Here is a 17253-nt window from a genome sequence, read left to right as displayed (position 1 = left end):
CATGACTTGGGATGAAATTGAGGTCCCAAAAGAAATTAGACCTTTTATGCTTGGAGATGCTGAAGAAACAAAACTGGGACAAAAAAATGGTGCAAATAAACAGTATCGATATGGTAATTTACACATACGAGAATATGGCGATAAATATCTTGTCCATATGGATGAGGTTGATCCACGCAAAGATCCGCTTGGTCATCTTGTAATAGATGCTCCTGAAGTCTTGATTGGTCTTGCATCGGCATTTTTTGGAGGAAAACAAATTGCATCACAAATATACAAAATACAAAATAATTCAAAGCTTGCAAAAGGTACCTCATTGTTTGGAGGTCTCTTGGCATCAGTTGCACTTGGTTATATAGGATATTCTCTTACTAAAAAGATTAAAAATTTAGGAGGAATATACTATTTCAAAACTTAGAACAATAAAGATTTTTTTCAAACTATTGCCTCTTATTTTGATTCTAAGAAAAGATAGAAGAGAGTGGGTTAGAAAAGAGGGTAAAAATATCAAAGTTGAAAGATATCAAAAAAATGCTCGCAAGGTTCTCAATACTTTTGTGTCACTAGGTCCTGTTTACATAAAACTGGGTCAATGGCTTTCTTCAAGAGCTGATATTTTACCTCAACCATATATGGAAGAGCTTGCAAAACTTCAAGACGATGTACCAGCTGCTCCTTTTGATCAAGTAAAACCAATCATAGAAAAAGATCTTGGACCACTAGAACAAAACTTTGATTATGTCAACACCAATGTTGTTTCCGGTGCTTCACTTGGTCAAGTATATCTTGCCAAAATTAAGGAAAAGGACGTAATTATAAAAGTAAGAAGACCAAATATTGACAAAATTGTGGAAGAAGACATTAGGGTTCTTAAAAAAATTATTCCTGTTGCAATGAAGTTTATAGATCCCAATCTACGATATTCGGCAGAAGCAATGCTTGCACAATTTATCGAAACAATACATGAGGAAATGGATTATAGAATTGAATCTCAGAATCTAAAGACAATTAAAAGAAATTTTCGTTCATATCCCAAAGTAATAATTCCTTCTGTAATAGATGATCATTCCACAGAACATGTACTTACTATGGAATACATTCCTGGAATAAAGATAACCAATGTAAAAGCACTTGATGAGATTGGGTTAGACAGAGCACAGCTTGTGGTTAAAGTACACAAGGTATTTTTTACAATGCTTTTACACCATAACATCTTTCATGCTGATCCCCATCCTGGCAACATATCTGTGGCTAATGACGGTTCTTTGATTCTGTATGATTTTGGAATGGTAGGAAGACTAGATAATGAAACTCGTCTCAAACTAATCAGACTGTATCTATCTCTTGTTGAAAAAGATCCTCCACGAACTGTTAGTGCAATGGATGAACTTGGGATGCTGCTTCCTGGCTACAATCGTTCTGTAATAGAAAAAGGAATCGCAATGTCAATTCAGGCAATGCATGGAACCAAAGTAGACAAAATGGAAGTAAGAGCTCTAATGGATCTTGCAAACAAGACAATGAGCAGATTTCCATTTAAGCTCCCAAAGCATCTAGCGCTTTACATGAGGATGGCATCTATACTTGAAGGGATTTATCATACTCACAAAGTCAAGTTTAGGTTCATCAATGTTTTACAAAATATATTGGAGGAAGAAAATCTCATTAAAGATGCATATATTGAAGAGCTGAAAATCTCGTTTGGTAAATTTGTAAAATCAATCAATGATGTAATTGCTATTGCACCTGAACTCAAACAATATCTTGAAGAAAAAAGAACTGCTCAATACCAACCGAAAAAATCATCTAGAAACATTTTGTTTTCTGGAAGCATACTTTCCGCAGCTGTATTTGTAGGCTCAACAATACTTTATGGAAACAATCAACTTGTAGGAGAGCTTGGAATGATTGGTTCCGTAGTTATAATTTTAACAACAGTTTTAATGCAAAAACATTAGTTATTCTATTGCAATATCTTTACCGTGTTTTACTGGAATCTTTAGAGTAAGAACACCGTTGTGGTATTTTGCAGAACCCTCAAGATCTTCACCTTCATTTACATCAACTGGAAGTCGGATTTTTTTATCAATTGCATGTGGTCGTTGATGCCAGATTACTGTTCCATCATGGTCAGTCTCTCGTGTTGCATTAATTGAAAGGATGTTTCCACGTATTCTTAATTTGATATCCTTTTTGTCAAAACCTGGAAGATCAACAGTTACTATGATGTTATCATTTTCAAGCTGTATATCTATTGGCGGAAGTACAAATTCATAAAATTCTCTGGATTTATTGCCTATTTCTTTCATGACTTCTTTTGCCATATAACGTACCAAGCCCATTTTGATATAATAAAGTCTTTTTTAGTTATAAACCTTATAGTAGATTCATAATTTATCTACTTCATAATTTAATTACAATCAAATGATTATAGTTATTGAAGGGTTTGATCAAGCAGGAAAAAGAACTCAATCCGAACTTTTAGCAAAATTTTTGAAAGCAAAAAAATTAAAATGCAAAATTTTTAGCTTTCCTGATTATACCACACAAATAGGAAAAGAAATCAAATACTATCTTAGTGGGAAACGAAAATTTCCTCCCCAAGTAATACATTGTTTACTTGCTGCAAACAGGTGGGAAAAATTAAAAGAAATACAAGATGCATTATCTAAAAATTATATTTTGATAATGAATAGATATTATCAATCTAATTTAGTCTATGGCAAGGCAAATGGTCAAGATCTAAAATGGCTTTTAAATCTTGATTCAGGTCTTCCAAAAGAAAATCTGGTAATTCTTCTTGATGTAAAATCAAAAGATTCATTTTTACGTAAAAAAACTCTACGTGATAAATTTGAAAAAGACAAAGAATTTGCAAAAAAAATAATTTATACTTATAGAACATTAGCAAAAAAGTTTGGATGGAAAATAGTAAATGCATCACAAACTCAAGAACAAGTACACAAGGCTGTCAAGGAAATAGCTCTAAAATATATAAAATAAAAAATGACAAAAAAATACCTAGAAATTGTTGATCCAATTCATGACTTTATACGAATTTACGAATCTGAAATCAAAATAATAGACAGTCCTATTTTTCAGAGATTACGCAGAATTAGACAACTTGCAGGTGCTCATCTGGTCTATCCCGGTGCACAGCATTCTAGATTTGAACATTCACTTGGAGTAACACATGTTGCAGGCCAAGCAGCAACAGTACTCAAAGATAAAGGATTTTTGAATTCAGATGATGTTGCAAACCTAAGAATGGGAGGTCTTTTACATGATCTCGGCCATGGACCTTTCTCTCATTTATTTGAGGAAGTTTTACAAAAAAGAAAAAAAATTTCACATGAAGAAATTGGTAAAAAAATCATACTACAAACTGAGATTGGAGATTTGTTATCAAAATCTGGTTTTGATAAGAAGTTTCTAGCTAATCTTGCCTTTGGAAATTCTAAATACCAATTTATGAATGAAATCATATCTGGCGGTCTTAGCGCTGATATGATGGATTATCTACCACGAGATGGATATTTTACTGGCGCAGAACATGCTAAAATTGATTTTAAAAGAATAATTCAATCCCTAGATGTACATGAAAAAAAACTTTCACTTGATAAATCTGCACTCTATTCTTTTGAATCTATGATGATTTCAAGATATCAAATGTTTAAGGCTGTTTATTATCACAAAACTGTGCGATCTGCTGAAGTTATGTTATTGGAATCAATGAGTCTTGCAGATAATGAACTTGATCTTACTTCTACTGATCTTGATAATTACATTAAACTAACTGACGAATTTGTAATTTCAAAACTAATATCTCTTCCAGAAAAATCTTCTGATCTGAGAAGAGCGAGAGAGCTTGCAAAAGATTACCAAGAACGTAGACTACTCAAATGTGTCTTTGAAAAAATTCTTGCACATCATGATCTAATCGGTAAAATAAAAACATTGGATGTAAAAAAACAAATATCTACAAAATCAAAAGTAGACGAGTCAGAAATTTTTATTGATGTATCTATGACTCCATCTATACCTCTTACACCTTCAAAAAAAGAATCAGAGTCAATAATACTCACATCAAAAAAGAGTACACTTTCTAAGGAAGCATATGAGCTCCCCATATCTGAGATACCTCTTGTTTCTGCAATTTCAGGATTTATGAACATCTTACGAGTTTATACAGCACAAAAAAACAGAAAAAAGGTTGAAATTGCAGCACAGATCATCCTTGGTGAAAACAAATTATGAGAAAACGGATTGTCATAAAATTGTCTGGTAGCTTGTTTGGAATGGAGGATGAAAAAACACTCAAGGATTATGCTACATTTTTTGTTAGAATATCAAAGATCTGTCAACCAATTATTATCGCAGGAGGGGGCAAAATTGCAAGACATTACATTACACATGCAAGATCTTCTGGTGCGGATGAATCTACCCTAGATGAACTTGGTATCGAAGTATCAAGACTAAATGCTAAACTTTTGATCTATGCAATACAGGATAAAGCATATCCACATCCTCCCACCAATCTAAAAGAAGTTACACACGCTGCAGATAGTGGATTAATAGTAATAACTGGCGGTTTACATCCAGGTCAGAGTACCAATGCAACAGCAGCACTTATTGCGGAAAAGGTAAGAGCATCTATATTTTTGAATGCTACTGACGTTGACGGAGTCTATGATTCAGATCCGAACAAGAATAAAAATGCAAAAAAATTCAAGCGAATAGATCTGAAAAAACTTCGTAATATGCTTGTACACCAAGAATCCATTGCTGGTGGTTATGACTTGATGGATATTGTTGCACTCAAAGTAATTGAACGATCCAAAATCAAAACACGTATCATAAAGGCAGATGTTAAAACTTTAGAAAAAGCAATCAAAGGGTCTCCTGAGGGAACTGAAATTACACTAACCTGACTTTTCCGATAAATTCGGGTATTCCTGCAACAATTGCTTTTTTCATAATTTTCTTTGCCTCATCTTCGTTCAAAGTTTTGGATTGGGCCTTTGCATATCCTTCATCGTCTACTATTACCGTAATCCAACCATCTGATTTTTGAACAACAGCAACTAATTCCTGCTCGCCCACAGGCACAAATTTTCCTTCTGATTTTTTTACTGTGAGTGTAAGCATAGCAAAGCCTGCATGGGAAAATAGGTTCATTTGAGATTTTCTTGCTCTTTCTTGTCCTATCTTGATCGCTTGATGGTATTGCATAAAATTACCTTCTAAACTTTGACTAAAAATCTTTGCCGCTTAACATTTATGTAAAGAACAAACCATATCAATAAACTTGGACAAAAAATTATTGATTGGTGCTGCAGTTGGTATACTTATTGCAATAACAGTAGTAGTTGCATTACTTCCCAGCTCTGGTTTTCTAAAAAATTTTGTTCAAGAAAATCCTCAGGTTCCTGGAGGATTAAAGGCAGCATCTACAGAAATAAAACCAGTTGTTGTCACTGTTAATAAAACATCAGTATTATCATTCACTAATAAAGAATCAATCATAGATACAAAATTTGATGTTTTAAATCCAAATGATGTTACAGTTATCTTGGAAGCAATAACATATGATCTATACGAAAATGGTATCTTGGTAGGGCATGGTCAAATTGGAGAAAGACTTGAAGGTGCTTTGCAAAGTTCAAACTATTATACACTTGTAGAACATTATACAAACCAACTAGATGGTAAAGTTATTTTAGAAAACACTGGTAATAATCCTGAACTTTGGTCTGCACTACAAAAAAATGATACAAAATGGAGCATTGTGGGTCAGGCATTTTATAATACAAATACTGTCCTTAGTGGTCAACCCGGTTCAATTGGGTTTAATTCTACTCAATAAAACTGATTTACAAACAATTCTTAGGATATAGAATTGGATTTCCATTGATTTATTCTTGAAATTTGTTTTTTAAAATAAATAGAAAGATTATTTTGTTGGGTTGTATCTTGATCTGATAAATTTTACCAAATAAATGAAGCCAAGAATAATCCATGCAATCATCATACCAGCCCATATGTACAAGATTCCAAGATCCACCCATGTAACAAATTGAGAGGGAATTACGATTTTTAATTGGTACAATGGAAAAACATAGGAGCTGAGATCTTGTGTATTCTGATAGATCATCGTGGTACCATCTGATATCTTATTGATAATCTGAACGATAGCATGCCAGCTAACAAAAAATGTCACAAAAAAGAAAATTGCCTTTCTGCCAATGTGTTTTTTATATCCTCTTTTTTCTAATCTTGCGAGTCTTTCATTTACTCTGTTTAATTCATTTCGTAATTCATTTATTAATTCATTGTCTGATGATATTCCAATTTCACGTCTTTTAGCGGAATCTACGTATGTTGAAATTAGTGTATCTAAATATTTTTTATCAGATACAAAGAGAGGTTTTCCATCTTGAAGCGCATTTAAAATATAGTTTAGTCTACCCACATCTCCTTTTCCTGATTCTATTAAATAAACTACTGTTCTGACTAAATCACTTGACATTTACTTTTCCCATGACATTGTAGTATGTAGCCAATAGGAAATGACCATCCATAATAGTATTAGATAAATCTATCAATATTATCAAGCTCTTTTGGGAAAGGATTTTAATGTTAAACGGATTAGCCTACGCTCTTAAGGAAATTAATTATTGGTTCTTTATCTGAATTTGCTAATGAGGCAAACCCTTCCAAAAGTTCCCTCTGAATTATTATTGCTTCATCAAGAGCGTCTCTAACACTATTTGCATCAAATGGAATTAAATGATCTATCTTTCCAATACTATATGCTTCCACGTATTTTCTAAGTATTGAAGAAACAAAGATTGGTGCAACATTTAAAAGTAATAGCATAGATTTTTTGAAATCTTTATCTTTTGAATTAGAATTCTTTTCAAAAAAATATTCAATTATTTTTTCTCTTTCATTTTCCATCTCTTCAAGAGATGCTGCAACAAGTAAACCACCTTCAGTTAATTGATAATATGGTACACCTTCTTCTTGTAGTGCTTTTGGTCCCCGTTTTATCGGTAATCTTCCCGCTTCTTCTACAATTTTAAGAGGAAGCAAAATTTCATCCAAGTCCCTAAAAATTCCAGAATAGATGTTTTGCCAAGTTGTTCCGTTTCTTTCAGCAAGTTTATGAGCTATGGCAGTTCTTGTTTTTTTGGTAGGAATAGTTTCAAGAGCAAGATGCATCACTATTCCTCTTTGACGTATTGCTTCTCCTGTAAGCTCTTTACCTTTAGTCTTGAAGGTCTGAAAAACCGATAATTGTGGATTTGGCATTTTTTGTTTCATAGTTTAGACTTCTTTAGGTTAACATACTCTGTTTTAGTTGAGATTCGATTATTTGATTTAAAAAAATAATGACCTGTAATGTTCATAACGTGTTAATATCTTGATATGCCCAAATATAACAATATACGTTTTTCCAGAATATTAGAATAATTTAATACTTTTTTGTATTTTTCATATTATGTTGGAACCTTTGTAGTATTAGTTACAACACAAAGTTTAGTTTTTCATAAAGGAAATTTTTCTGTTATTTATATTTAAGTAGATTATGCACTCGTAAATTGTAATACAATCTTAATGAATTTACATCACCTAGTTTACAACTAATTTATGTTGATTAACGCAAAGGATGTTCTCAAAGTGCTTGATGATCCAAAATTGATTCTAATTGATGCAAGATCGTACAAGGATTATTCTGAAGGACATGTACCTAGAGCAGTTAACTTGGATTTTTTTTACTATCATTGGTTTGATACTAGTAAAGATGGCATGAAAGCATTTAACATGCAAATGAGAAAACTTCTCTCAATTCTAGGCGTTACAAAAGAAAAAACAGTTGTATTCTATGATGATGTTTCTGGAATGAGTGCATCTAGAGGAGTATGGCTTTTGACTTATTTTTCACATAAAAAAGCTTTCATGTTAGATGGAGGGATAAAAAAATGGAAAAGTCTTGGATTTCCTATTGAAATTAAAACAAATGGATTCAAACCAGACAAATTCTCTGGCAAAGTTAACAAAAATGTATTTGCTGGATTTGAATATATTAAAAAAAATCTAAATAAAATAAAGCTTGTTGATGCAAGAGCACAAGGAGAGTTCAACGGTACAGTAATTAGAGCTGCAAGAAAAGGTCATATCCCAAATGCAATAAACATCGATTGGACTCTTAACGTAGAGGAAGATGGCACCATGAAAAAAAATGAATCTCTTTCCAAGCTCTACAAATTATCCAAAGATGACGAAATAGTGACATACTGTCAAGGTGGATATAGGGCAGCAAACTCATTTTTGGCTCTTAAAAAACTCGGATTCAAAAACGTCAAAGTATATGTTGGTTCATGGGGAGAATGGGGAAATAGATCGGATCTTCCCACGGAACAATAATCTCTTATTTGATTTTTTGTATATATTCCAAATCTGGAATGGTAACTTTCTAGAACTTTGATTCATCTTGATTTTAGATCCAATCTTTGATTGAAAAGTAATATTTTTTTAAAAAAATAGATCGACCATTGTAAAAATTAGATTAATATAACCTCGCTAAATGAGCCATACATGATGATGCTGAACAAACGTTCAAAATTATCCGCTATTATAATAGTTGCAGGTATAACGATCGCACTTTCTACATTCTTTACAACTCCAGCATTTGCACAATCCGCAGCTACAAGTTCAGGTTTAACAAAGCCTTTGCTAGCAATTGCAGCTGCAATTGCTATAGCTGGAGGTTTGATAGGTACTGGTAATGCACAACAAGGAATTGGTGCTGCTGGAATGGGTATCATAGCTGAGAAACCAGAAAAATTTGGTCAGGTGTTATTCTTCTTTGTCATTCCTGAAACACTCTGGATCATCGGATTTGTGCTAGGAATCATTCTGTTACTTGGTATACTGTAGTGAGAATTTGTAATGAGCATAGAGACCTTTCTCCTTGAGATAGAGAATAGGAAACAAAGGGATCTTGCAAAACTTAGCAAAGAACTAGATGAGAAAGGAACTGCTATACAAAACCAAAGAGATGCACAAATTAAAGAAATACGGGAACATTTTGCAAATGAGGCGAAATTAAAATCCGAAAGAGAATTAGCGAGAATAATAGAGTCAGCTAGATTACAAGCAAAAAAAATCATGTTCGATGCTATTAATGAAAACCTGGAATCTGCATTTGATGTCATCAAACAAGAAATCAAGAACTATGTTAGATCATCACAGTACAGAAAAACATTAGAGACCATGGTAAATACATCAAGAAAAAAATTAGGTCAAAAAATTACAGTTCATTGCAGTGAAGAAGACCGTTCGTTTTTAAAAGAAATGGGGATCACCATTGGTTCAACAATTCAAACTTTGGGTGGAATAATCGCAGAAAATAATGATGGAACAAAGGAAATAGATCTAACATTTGAAGAACTTTTACGAACTCATGAAGATGAAGTAAAAGGTTTTCTTACGGAGAGAACATAATGGGAACCTCACAATATGCATCTTCGTTTGGTAGATTGCAAGCAATATCAATGAATTTTCTTACTAAAGATATGATGCAGAATTTGTCAAAAGCAAAAGATGACGTTGAGATGGCAAAAATCCTAGAGTCAACATGGTATGGACCAGAGATTGAAAAAGCTGCATCTGTTTACCAACCTTCAGAAATTTTAGAAGTTGCATTGAACCGATATCTTGTTCAAATCAATAAAATTGCATTAGATGCAACACCGTTTAATGGAAAATCTGCAGTTAGGGCCTATTTATCAAAATGGGATATCTACAATATTGAATTGATACTTTCTTCAAAAAGTATGGGCAAAACAATTACTGAGACAGAATCATTCCTAGTCTCTAGTCGTAACGTACCAGCAGGAATTTCTGCAGGTAATATTACCCATGATGAGATGAAAATCATTCTCTCACAAACAGGTGTAGATGGTGTAGTAAATCAACTTGTGAAATACAACTATGGTCCGATCTTAATGCAACACTTGGAAGAATACCAAAAAAGTGGTGATCTTGGTCCTATGATGTATGCATTACAAAAATTTTATTATAAAGCATTACTTGAATCTCTAAAATTCTTCCAAGGTGATGAAGGCATGATAAGGGAATTTTTCAGAGCAGAAATTGATAAGAAAAATATACTAAATCTTATGAAAGGCAAAGAATCTAATTTGGATAAAGAACTAGTGAGTAGACATCTTATCGACGGGGGAAGAATCCAAATGAATGAGCTATTAGATATCTATGGAGTAAAAGATTCTGCAGAAATTGCCGGAAGAGTGGAAAATCGCTTTTCTCTAATCAATGCGTTAACACAATACAAGAAGACAAAAAGTTTAATTGATTTTGAAGTGGCACTTGACAAATTCATAAACATTCAGTATGTCAAAAAATTGAAAAACATTGCACTTTCTATTGGAACAGTGTTTTACTTTATAATTAATGCAGAATATGAACGTGAAAACATTAAAAGAATCGCTTATGGAAAACGTTACAATTTATCAACTGAACAAATAAACTCAATGTTGCTAAGTGAATAAAAATGTCTAAACAAAAAACAGAATCAAGTGGAAGGATCGCGGTAATAGGAGAGCGTGAGCTAGTCATTGGATATAGACTTCTTGGAATGGACGATACATTTATTGTCAGTAAGGATGATGCTAACAAAACATTGCAAGAACTTTTTTTATCTGGTAAGTTTGGTCTGATTATTGTAAGCGAATTTGTTCGTAACTTACTTCCAAGTACATTTCGAACAAAGATAGAGGCATCTATAGAACCATTGGTGTTATTCATGCCATCACTACAGGGAAACATTCAAGAAGAGTCAATATCCGTTTTAGCAAAAAGGGTATTGGGGGTTAATATTCAAGGAAGTTGATGATGAGATGACAGATGGAATAGTTTCTAGAATTTCAGGACCTGTTGTTTTAGCAAGTGGTCTTGAAGGTGCACAAATGTTTGATGTCGTACGAATTGGTGAACTTGGTCTAGTAGGAGAAATAATCCGTTTAGAAGGTAACAAGGCTACAGTTCAGGTGTACGAAGATACAACTGGCTTAAAACCAGGTGAAAAAGTTATCAACACAAAACGTCCACTCTCAATGCAGCTTGGACCAGGACTTCTAACTTCAATTTATGATGGTATTCAAAGACCACTTGACGTACTAAGAGCACAAAGTGGAGACTTTATCAGCAGAGGAAATATTATCCCTGCACTTGATCAGACAAAAAAATGGGATTTTGTTCCATTAAAGAAAAAAGGTGATCATGTTTCTCCAGGTGAAATTATTGGCGAAGTTCAAGAAACTCCATTGATAATGCACAAAATAATGATTCCATATAATGTTGAAGGTGAACTCACAGAAATATCTGAGGGAAAATACAATGTCAATGAAATTGTAGGTTCTGTTCAAACAAATAGTTCCAAAGTAGAAATTGGTCTTTCAAGTTGGTGGACTGTTCGTGTACCAAGGCCTGTACTGCGTAAACTTCCACCAGAAGAACCATTGCTTACAGGTCAACGTGTATTGGATACATTTTTCCCAGTTGCAAAAGGTGGAACTGCTGCAATTCCAGGACCATTTGGAAGTGGAAAAACAGTCACCCAACAACAACTTGCCAAATGGGCAGATAGTAACGTCATTGTCTATGTAGGTTGTGGAGAAAGAGGAAACGAGATGACCGAAGTTCTTACAACTTTTCCAAAACTAGAGGATCCTAAATCAAAGCGTCCATTAATGGAACGTACAATTCTTGTTGCTAATACTTCAAACATGCCAGTGGCTGCACGTGAAGCTAGTATCTATACTGGAATTACAATGGGTGAATACTATCGTGATATGGGATATGGTGTAGCATTGATGGCAGATAGTACATCTAGATGGGCTGAAGCACTAAGAGAAATTTCAGGAAGATTAGAAGAGATGCCAGGTGAAGAAGGATATCCGGCATATCTTGGAAGAAGGTTAGCAGAATTTTATGAAAGGGGCGGAAAAGCCATTGTCATATCTCCAGAAGAAAGAGTCGGCTCCTTGACTTTGGTTGGTGCAGTTTCACCTCCTGGTGGAGACTTTTCAGAACCAGTATCACAAAACACACTAAGAGTTACAAGAGTTTTCTGGGCTTTGGATGCAAGTTTGGCATCAAGAAGACACTTTCCATCTATCAACTGGCTTACAAGCTATTCATTGTATGCTGATAACATGGGTGAATGGTACAAAAATAATGTTGCAGTAGATTGGGTTGCACTAAGAAAAGAAGCCCTAGAAACTTTACAAAGAGAATCAGAATTACAAGAAATTGTTCAATTAGTAGGCTATGATGCATTACCAGAACCAGAAAAAGGAGTTTTGGATACTGCACGATCCATTAGAGAAGATTATCTACAACAAAGTGCTTATGATGAAGTCGATACTTATACATCAATTAAAAAACAATATCTTTTACTTAGAACAATTTTAGATTTTGGTAGAAAAGAAAGTGATGCAATAAAGAAAGGTGCAACATCATCAAAGATTGGTGCGCTAGAATCAAGAAAAATGATTTCAAGAATAAAATGGACTAAAGAAGATGAAGTAGAACAGCTGGTTAAGAATACAATGACTACTATGGAAAAAGAATTCAATACTCTAATGATTGAGGTGACTACATAGATGTCTGGTGTAGCATTCAAGACACTATCAAAAATTGCAGGTCCACTGATATTTGTAGAAGGCGTAGATAATGCAGCTTATGGCGAAATGGTTGAGATAAAACTTCCCAACGGTGAGCGACGACAAGGACAAGTCCTTGATACTAGACAAGGTTTGGCTGTGGTTCAGGTCTTTGGTCCAACACTTGGCATGACCACATCTGGAACTTCAACAAAATTCACTGGTGAGACTGCTATGATGTCAGTTTCTGATGAAATGCTTGGAAGAGTATTTGATGGATTAGGAAATCCTAGAGATAATGGACCAAAAATAGTATCTAAACAAAAAGTTGATCTTGTAGGTTCTGGTATCAACCCATACGCCAGGGAGGAACCTTCAGAATTCATCCAAACAGGAATGTCAAACATTGATGGAATGAATACTCTTGTAAGAGGTCAAAAGCTTCCAATATTTTCTGGCTCTGGTCTTCCACATAATTTACTTGCTGCACAGATTGCAAGACAGGCCAAAGTTCTTGGTGGTTCTGAAAACTTTTCCGTTGTGTTTGCTGCAATAGGAATTACAAGTGAAGAATCAAATTTTTTCATAAAACAATTTGAAGAAAGTGGAGCTCTTGGAAGAACTGCACTGTTTTTGAATCTGTCATCTGATCCTTCGATGGAACGTATACTTACTCCTAGACTTGCTTTAACAACAGCAGAATTTCTTGCTTATGAGCGAGACATGCATGTTCTTGTAATTATTACCGATATGACAAACTATTGTGAAGCATTAAGAGAAATTGCTGCAGCACGTGAAGAAGTTCCAGGAAGAAGAGGATATCCAGGATACATGTATACGGACCTATCCTCTCTTTATGAAAGAGCTGGAAAGATAAAGGGACGACATGGTTCCGTAACACAAATTCCTATACTTACGATGCCAGCTGATGATATTACACATCCTATACCAGATCTTACTGGTTACATTACGGAAGGTCAGATAGTAATGAGTAGAGATTTGCATAGGGCAGACATTCATCCACCAGTAGATGTCTTAACAAGTCTTTCACGTTTGATGAATCAAGGTATTGGAAAAGGAAATACAAGAGAAGATCATCGAGGTCTAGCAGACCAACTTTATGCAGCATATGCACAAGGTAAAGATGCAAGATCGCTTGCAGCTATAGTTGGTGAGGAAGCTCTAAGTGATTTAGATAAGAAATTCCTAAAGGTTGCTAACAACTTTGAGAGAAAATTTGTCAATCAAGGAATGGATGAAAACCGTTCAATTGAACAAACTCTAGACATCGGCTGGGAATTACTTAGCGAACTATCTGACTCAGAAATGAATCGTATTAAACCAGAATTTATTGCAAAGTACGGGAAAAGAACCACAAAGGGTGGTGCATAGACTTTGCCATCAGTAATTAACATTCGTCCAACTCGTCTTGAATACATTCGTACCAAGCGAAGAATTGTTGTTGCTAAAAAAGGATTAAAGTTACTGAAACTAAAACGTCAAGCATTAATTCTGGAATTTTTTAATGCAAGCAAAACTGCTGCTGCCTTAAGAAGTGGTTTACAATCTGAATTGGTAAAAGGCTACCAAAGTATCAGATTAGCAGAGATGCTTGCAGGCACGATGAGACTAGAAAATGAAGCAATGAAGATTCCACAAATAAGTAAATTGCAAATTCAAGTAAAAAATGTAATGGGAGTTAGTATACCAAAATTACAAGGTGGAAAAAGTAATACTGCCATCATTGAGCATATATTGGAACTTCCTCCTTCAATTAATGAAGCAATAAAGGCATTTCAAAATGTTCACAAAATGGTGCTTGACGTTGCAGAAAAAGAAACCACATTACGAAAGCTTCTATATGAGATTGAAAAGACAAAACGAAAATCTAATGCAATAGAAAACGTTTTCATTCCAAGATTGCAGGGTGCTGTTAAATTCATCATATTCAGACTAGCTGAGATGGAACGTGATACATTCATCATGTTAAAGACAGTAAAACGCAAGATGGGTGAAAGAGAACAAGAAAATATTCAAAGGGAGAAAGAAATACTTGCCAGTTAATTTTGCAAATCCACAACAAAGAAAATTCTATTTGATTATGAGGGCATTTAAAATTGGAAATATCCTTGGAACAATTACTATAGTACTGTATGCAGGAAAGCATTTCTTAGGAGTATAACATGTCAACTCAAGAAAAATACGTTCATTCTCTTAAACAAATTAAGGAAGGCGAAGAAAAAGCATGGGCAGAAGTTCAAAATTTTAAGAAAAAAGTAGCAGAAGATATCAAATCTTTTCAAATTGATGCTGACAAGGCTATTGCAGCAGCAAAGGTACAAGGAGAAAAATTAGTTGAAACAAGTATTGATCAAGCAAGAAAAAATGCTGAAATTGAAGTAAAAAAAATTATTGAAGAAGCAAAAATAAAATCAAAAACCATATCATCACAAATAGACGAAAAAACTATTCATGGAATTCTAGATATTTTATTAAAAGGTGTAGAATAATGGTACTCAAGCCTGTCCCAATGACTATGATGGCAGTACTTGGTTTAAGAAAAGATAGACAAGTTGTAATTTCTGTTTTACATGATATGGGCATAGTACAATTGGAACCATTATCTAAAGACGTAGCTTCTATGCTCAAAAATGAACGTGATAATGACCTTTACAGACAAGTCTCAGATCAACTCCTTAGAGTTAAAGCATTCAAAACAATTCTACCTCCTAATCCAGTTTCAAGTTGTCAACGTTTTCCAACAATTGACAACTTGATGCAAGCGGCAAAATCAATCGATTTAGATTCCAAAATAGCTTCACTAGAAAGAGAAAAAGAAAATCTCCTAACTAAGATAAATGAGACTGAAAATAACAGGAAACTTGTTGAAGAGTTTTCATTTTTCCCAGAAGATTTCAATGTGCTCCAGTTAGTATTAGGACACTCTTACTTTGGTCGTTTAGATTCAAAACAATTTCCATCTTTTAAGAAAGCATTAGAAGCAAATAATCTAGATGTTTTTCTTTATTCTAAAGAAGAAAAAGAAATTACCCGCATTGTTCTTATTACATTTCCTAACTTTCCTCCTCATGCCCTTGCTACTGCTGTTCAAGAGTATAATGTCAAACTTGAAGCTGTACCAAAACTCAATGGAACAGCGGTTCAATTAAAACAATCATTAGGAACTGTTCTCAATGAATTGAATCAAAAATTAAAAGAAATTGATATACAACTAGGCGAGATTTCAAAAGAACACTATGCAAATATTGTCTGTATAGAAGAGCAACTTGAAATAGAAAACAGAAAACTTGAAGTCATTGACAATCTAGGAGTAACATCTGAATCTTTTGCTCTAGAAGGATGGATTCCAAAATCAAAACTAGAATCAGTTAAAGCTAATCTAGACAAACATGCCATAGGAACAATTGTTTATGAATTAGAGACTGAAGCAAATCCACCAACACTATTTGCAAATCCAAAAAGATTCAAGTTGTTTGAAGCTTTTATTAGATTCTATTCTTTACCGCAAGGCAAAGAATTTGATCCTACGTTAATTTTCGGTCTTATATTTCCGGTTTTTTATGGCATGATGGTAGGGGATGCAGGCTATTGTCTTTTTATCCTCCTTGTTTGCAGATGGGTAATCAGAAGAGTAGAGGGTGGAAAACGTAATCTTAACATCATGCCAAAGCCTTTGAGAAAGTTTGCACTTACTATATTGAAACCCAGACAGATGGTCAAATTGGCAAAGGCAATGACTCCGGGTGCTATTATTGGAATTATTTTAGGATTCACATTCAATTTGTACTTTGGATTTCATCTCAATGGCTATCTGTTTAATTATATAAATACGGCACTTGGTATGCAAATTCTTCCTGCCAGTGGGGCAATCTTTAATCCAATTATAGGATTACGTAGACTTTTGCTAATCAGTGGATATATCGGTCTAGGCATGGTGACATTTGGCCTAATTCTTGGAATTCTCAATAGTCTAAGAGAGGGTGAAAAGAAACATGCCATTGGTAAAGTTGGCTGGTTGGTATTTGGCTGGGGTGTTGTGATGACAGGATTGGCATTAATGCATCATGGACACATCAATCCAATTCACCATGTAGAGGGAATTGGTTACGTAGGATTACTTTTGGGTGGAATTGGTTTAATGTTTGTTGGAGAAGGTCCAAGAGCTATTATGGAGTTACCGTCCATAGTCAGTCACATACTTTCTTACACAAGAATTGTTGGAATTTTACTAGCTTCAGTAATACTAGCTGATGTAATTGATTTCATTTTCATAAAAACACTACATCACTCAATACCGTTTATTGTTCTTGGAACAATGATTCTCTTTATTGGTCACATATTCAATATAATAATTGGAGTTTTTGAGCCTGGCATTCAGGGAGCAAGATTAGTTTATGTGGAATTTTTCTCCAAATTTTATCATGGAAACGGTAGAGCATTTAGACCATTTGGAACTACTCGCAAGTTTACTTATGATCAATACGAATTAGAAATAAAAGAAAAAACCAAAGTCAAAAAATAATTCTATATTTTGAATTAA

At 34.1% G+C, this 17253-nt stretch carries 21 protein-coding genes; 17 read left to right on the top strand and 4 right to left on the bottom strand.

All coding sequences use genetic code 11. The annotated features are described in order from the left end of the window. The first annotated feature begins 1 nt into the window (after nt 1). A complete protein-coding gene (locus VEU72_04025; GenBank protein HYL66300.1) occupies nt 2-418 on the top strand; it encodes a hypothetical protein in 417 nt (138 codons plus the stop codon). 25 nt (nt 419-443) lie between these two features. Further along, nucleotides 444-1958 (top strand): AarF/ABC1/UbiB kinase family protein, encoded by a 1515-nt coding sequence (locus VEU72_04020; protein ID HYL66299.1) that lies wholly within the window; start codon nt 444-446, stop codon nt 1956-1958. On the opposite strand, the gene hsp14 is transcribed toward VEU72_04020, so the two are convergent. Beyond that, nucleotides 1959-2324: an archaeal heat shock protein Hsp14 gene (hsp14, locus tag VEU72_04015; protein ID HYL66298.1), complete on the bottom strand. Its 366-nt coding sequence runs from the start codon at nt 2322-2324 to the stop codon at nt 1959-1961. Nucleotides 2325-2424: 100 nt separating this feature from the next. On the opposite strand from hsp14, the gene tmk reads away from it, so the two are divergent. From tmk to pyrH, 3 genes are read left to right on the top strand one after another with little or no spacing between them, the layout of a single operon-like run. After that, entirely contained in the window at nt 2425-3003 is a 579-nt protein-coding gene (tmk, locus tag VEU72_04010) for a dTMP kinase (GenBank protein HYL66297.1), read from the top strand. Between the two features lie 3 nt (nt 3004-3006). Next, on the top strand, nt 3007-4257 hold the full coding sequence (locus VEU72_04005; GenBank protein HYL66296.1) for an HD domain-containing protein: 1251 nt from the start codon (nt 3007-3009) through the stop codon (nt 4255-4257). Further along, nucleotides 4254-4931 carry a UMP kinase gene (gene pyrH, locus VEU72_04000; GenBank protein HYL66295.1) on the top strand — a complete coding sequence of 226 codons (678 nt, stop codon included), beginning with the start codon at nt 4254-4256 and terminating at the stop codon, nt 4929-4931. Before VEU72_04005 ends, pyrH begins: the two co-directional genes overlap by 4 nt. On the opposite strand, the gene VEU72_03995 is transcribed toward pyrH, so the two are convergent. Next, on the bottom strand, nt 4918-5232 hold the full coding sequence (locus VEU72_03995) for a hypothetical protein (GenBank protein ID HYL66294.1): 315 nt from the start codon (nt 5230-5232) through the stop codon (nt 4918-4920). The two genes, pyrH and VEU72_03995, sit on opposite strands and share 14 nt — an antisense overlap. Before the next feature lie 76 nt (nt 5233-5308). On the opposite strand from VEU72_03995, the gene VEU72_03990 reads away from it, so the two are divergent. After that, nucleotides 5309-5866 (top strand): hypothetical protein, encoded by a 558-nt coding sequence (locus VEU72_03990; protein HYL66293.1) that lies wholly within the window; start codon nt 5309-5311, stop codon nt 5864-5866. 87 nt (nt 5867-5953) lie between these two features. Here the strand turns inward: VEU72_03990 and VEU72_03985 are convergent, their stop codons facing one another. Together VEU72_03985 and VEU72_03980 are read right to left on the bottom strand one after the other, a co-directional pair. Further along, entirely contained in the window at nt 5954-6529 is a 576-nt protein-coding gene (locus VEU72_03985) for a hypothetical protein (GenBank protein ID HYL66292.1), read from the bottom strand. A gap of 119 nt (nt 6530-6648) precedes the next feature. Beyond that, nucleotides 6649-7326 (bottom strand): hypothetical protein, encoded by a 678-nt coding sequence (locus VEU72_03980; GenBank protein ID HYL66291.1) that lies wholly within the window; start codon nt 7324-7326, stop codon nt 6649-6651. Nucleotides 7327-7653: 327 nt separating this feature from the next. Here VEU72_03980 and VEU72_03975 point away from each other — a divergent pair, with 327 nt between their 5' ends. The 11 genes from VEU72_03975 to VEU72_03925 all read left to right on the top strand — a co-directional run bounded on the left by VEU72_03975 (nt 7654) and on the right by VEU72_03925 (nt 17235). Beyond that, a complete protein-coding gene (locus VEU72_03975; GenBank protein ID HYL66290.1) occupies nt 7654-8430 on the top strand; it encodes a sulfurtransferase in 777 nt (258 codons plus the stop codon). Between the two features lie 171 nt (nt 8431-8601). Next, a complete protein-coding gene (locus VEU72_03970) occupies nt 8602-8943 on the top strand; it encodes a hypothetical protein (protein ID HYL66289.1) in 342 nt (113 codons plus the stop codon). A 12-nt stretch (nt 8944-8955) separates the two neighbouring features. Beyond that, complete coding sequence (locus VEU72_03965) at nt 8956-9510, top strand: V-type ATP synthase subunit E family protein (GenBank protein ID HYL66288.1); 555 nt, start codon at nt 8956-8958, stop codon at nt 9508-9510. Beyond that, a complete protein-coding gene (locus VEU72_03960; GenBank protein HYL66287.1) occupies nt 9510-10577 on the top strand; it encodes a V-type ATPase subunit in 1068 nt (355 codons plus the stop codon). Before VEU72_03965 ends, VEU72_03960 begins: the two co-directional genes overlap by 1 nt. Before the next feature lie 2 nt (nt 10578-10579). Continuing rightward, nucleotides 10580-10918, top strand: a complete 339-nt coding sequence (locus tag VEU72_03955; protein HYL66286.1) for a V-type ATP synthase subunit F — start codon at nt 10580-10582, stop codon at nt 10916-10918. Between the two features lie 7 nt (nt 10919-10925). Then, nucleotides 10926-12692: a V-type ATP synthase subunit A gene (locus tag VEU72_03950; protein HYL66285.1), complete on the top strand. Its 1767-nt coding sequence runs from the start codon at nt 10926-10928 to the stop codon at nt 12690-12692. After that, nucleotides 12693-14084 (top strand): V-type ATP synthase subunit B, encoded by a 1392-nt coding sequence (locus VEU72_03945; GenBank protein ID HYL66284.1) that lies wholly within the window; start codon nt 12693-12695, stop codon nt 14082-14084. A gap of 3 nt (nt 14085-14087) precedes the next feature. Beyond that, nucleotides 14088-14756 carry a V-type ATP synthase subunit D gene (locus tag VEU72_03940; protein ID HYL66283.1) on the top strand — a complete coding sequence of 223 codons (669 nt, stop codon included), beginning with the start codon at nt 14088-14090 and terminating at the stop codon, nt 14754-14756. Beyond that, nucleotides 14746-14874, top strand: a complete 129-nt coding sequence (locus VEU72_03935) for a hypothetical protein (protein ID HYL66282.1) — start codon at nt 14746-14748, stop codon at nt 14872-14874. The genes VEU72_03940 and VEU72_03935 overlap by 11 nt, the downstream gene beginning before the upstream one ends. A gap of 1 nt (nt 14875) precedes the next feature. Further along, nucleotides 14876-15202 (top strand): hypothetical protein, encoded by a 327-nt coding sequence (locus tag VEU72_03930; GenBank protein HYL66281.1) that lies wholly within the window; start codon nt 14876-14878, stop codon nt 15200-15202. Further along, nucleotides 15202-17235, top strand: coding sequence for a V-type ATPase 116kDa subunit family protein (locus VEU72_03925; protein HYL66280.1), 2034 nt, complete (start codon nt 15202-15204; stop codon nt 17233-17235). Before VEU72_03930 ends, VEU72_03925 begins: the two co-directional genes overlap by 1 nt. The last annotated feature ends 18 nt before the right edge of the window (nt 17236-17253 follow it).

It is taken from the genome of Nitrosopumilaceae archaeon (assembly GCA_035631875.1).
Taxonomy (GTDB): domain Archaea; phylum Thermoproteota; class Nitrososphaeria; order Nitrososphaerales; family Nitrosopumilaceae; genus TA-20.
The sequence above is the reverse complement of the archived record's forward strand: the minus strand, read 5'-3'. Positions and strand labels throughout refer to the sequence as shown.

Excerpts from the sequence above, each read along its gene's own strand:
- VEU72_04025 (HYL66300.1), top strand. The coding sequence starts at position 2 with ATGACTTGGGATGAAATTGAGGTCCCAAAAGAAATTAGACCTTTTATG.
- hsp14 (HYL66298.1), bottom strand. The coding sequence starts at position 2,324 with ATGGCAAAAGAAGTCATGAAAGAAATAGGCAATAAATCCAGAGAATTT.
- tmk (HYL66297.1), top strand. The coding sequence starts at position 2,425 with ATGATTATAGTTATTGAAGGGTTTGATCAAGCAGGAAAAAGAACTCAA.
- VEU72_04005 (HYL66296.1), top strand. The coding sequence starts at position 3,007 with ATGACAAAAAAATACCTAGAAATTGTTGATCCAATTCATGACTTTATA.
- pyrH (HYL66295.1), top strand. The coding sequence starts at position 4,254 with ATGAGAAAACGGATTGTCATAAAATTGTCTGGTAGCTTGTTTGGAATG.
- VEU72_03995 (HYL66294.1), bottom strand. The coding sequence starts at position 5,232 with ATGCAATACCATCAAGCGATCAAGATAGGACAAGAAAGAGCAAGAAAA.
- VEU72_03985 (HYL66292.1), bottom strand. The coding sequence starts at position 6,529 with ATGTCAAGTGATTTAGTCAGAACAGTAGTTTATTTAATAGAATCAGGA.
- VEU72_03980 (HYL66291.1), bottom strand. The coding sequence starts at position 7,326 with ATGAAACAAAAAATGCCAAATCCACAATTATCGGTTTTTCAGACCTTC.
- VEU72_03975 (HYL66290.1), top strand. The coding sequence starts at position 7,654 with ATGTTGATTAACGCAAAGGATGTTCTCAAAGTGCTTGATGATCCAAAA.
- VEU72_03970 (HYL66289.1), top strand. The coding sequence starts at position 8,602 with ATGATGATGCTGAACAAACGTTCAAAATTATCCGCTATTATAATAGTT.
- VEU72_03965 (HYL66288.1), top strand. The coding sequence starts at position 8,956 with ATGAGCATAGAGACCTTTCTCCTTGAGATAGAGAATAGGAAACAAAGG.
- VEU72_03960 (HYL66287.1), top strand. The coding sequence starts at position 9,510 with ATGGGAACCTCACAATATGCATCTTCGTTTGGTAGATTGCAAGCAATA.
- VEU72_03955 (HYL66286.1), top strand. The coding sequence starts at position 10,580 with ATGTCTAAACAAAAAACAGAATCAAGTGGAAGGATCGCGGTAATAGGA.
- VEU72_03950 (HYL66285.1), top strand. The coding sequence starts at position 10,926 with ATGACAGATGGAATAGTTTCTAGAATTTCAGGACCTGTTGTTTTAGCA.
- VEU72_03945 (HYL66284.1), top strand. The coding sequence starts at position 12,693 with ATGTCTGGTGTAGCATTCAAGACACTATCAAAAATTGCAGGTCCACTG.
- VEU72_03930 (HYL66281.1), top strand. The coding sequence starts at position 14,876 with ATGTCAACTCAAGAAAAATACGTTCATTCTCTTAAACAAATTAAGGAA.
- VEU72_03925 (HYL66280.1), top strand. The coding sequence starts at position 15,202 with ATGGTACTCAAGCCTGTCCCAATGACTATGATGGCAGTACTTGGTTTA.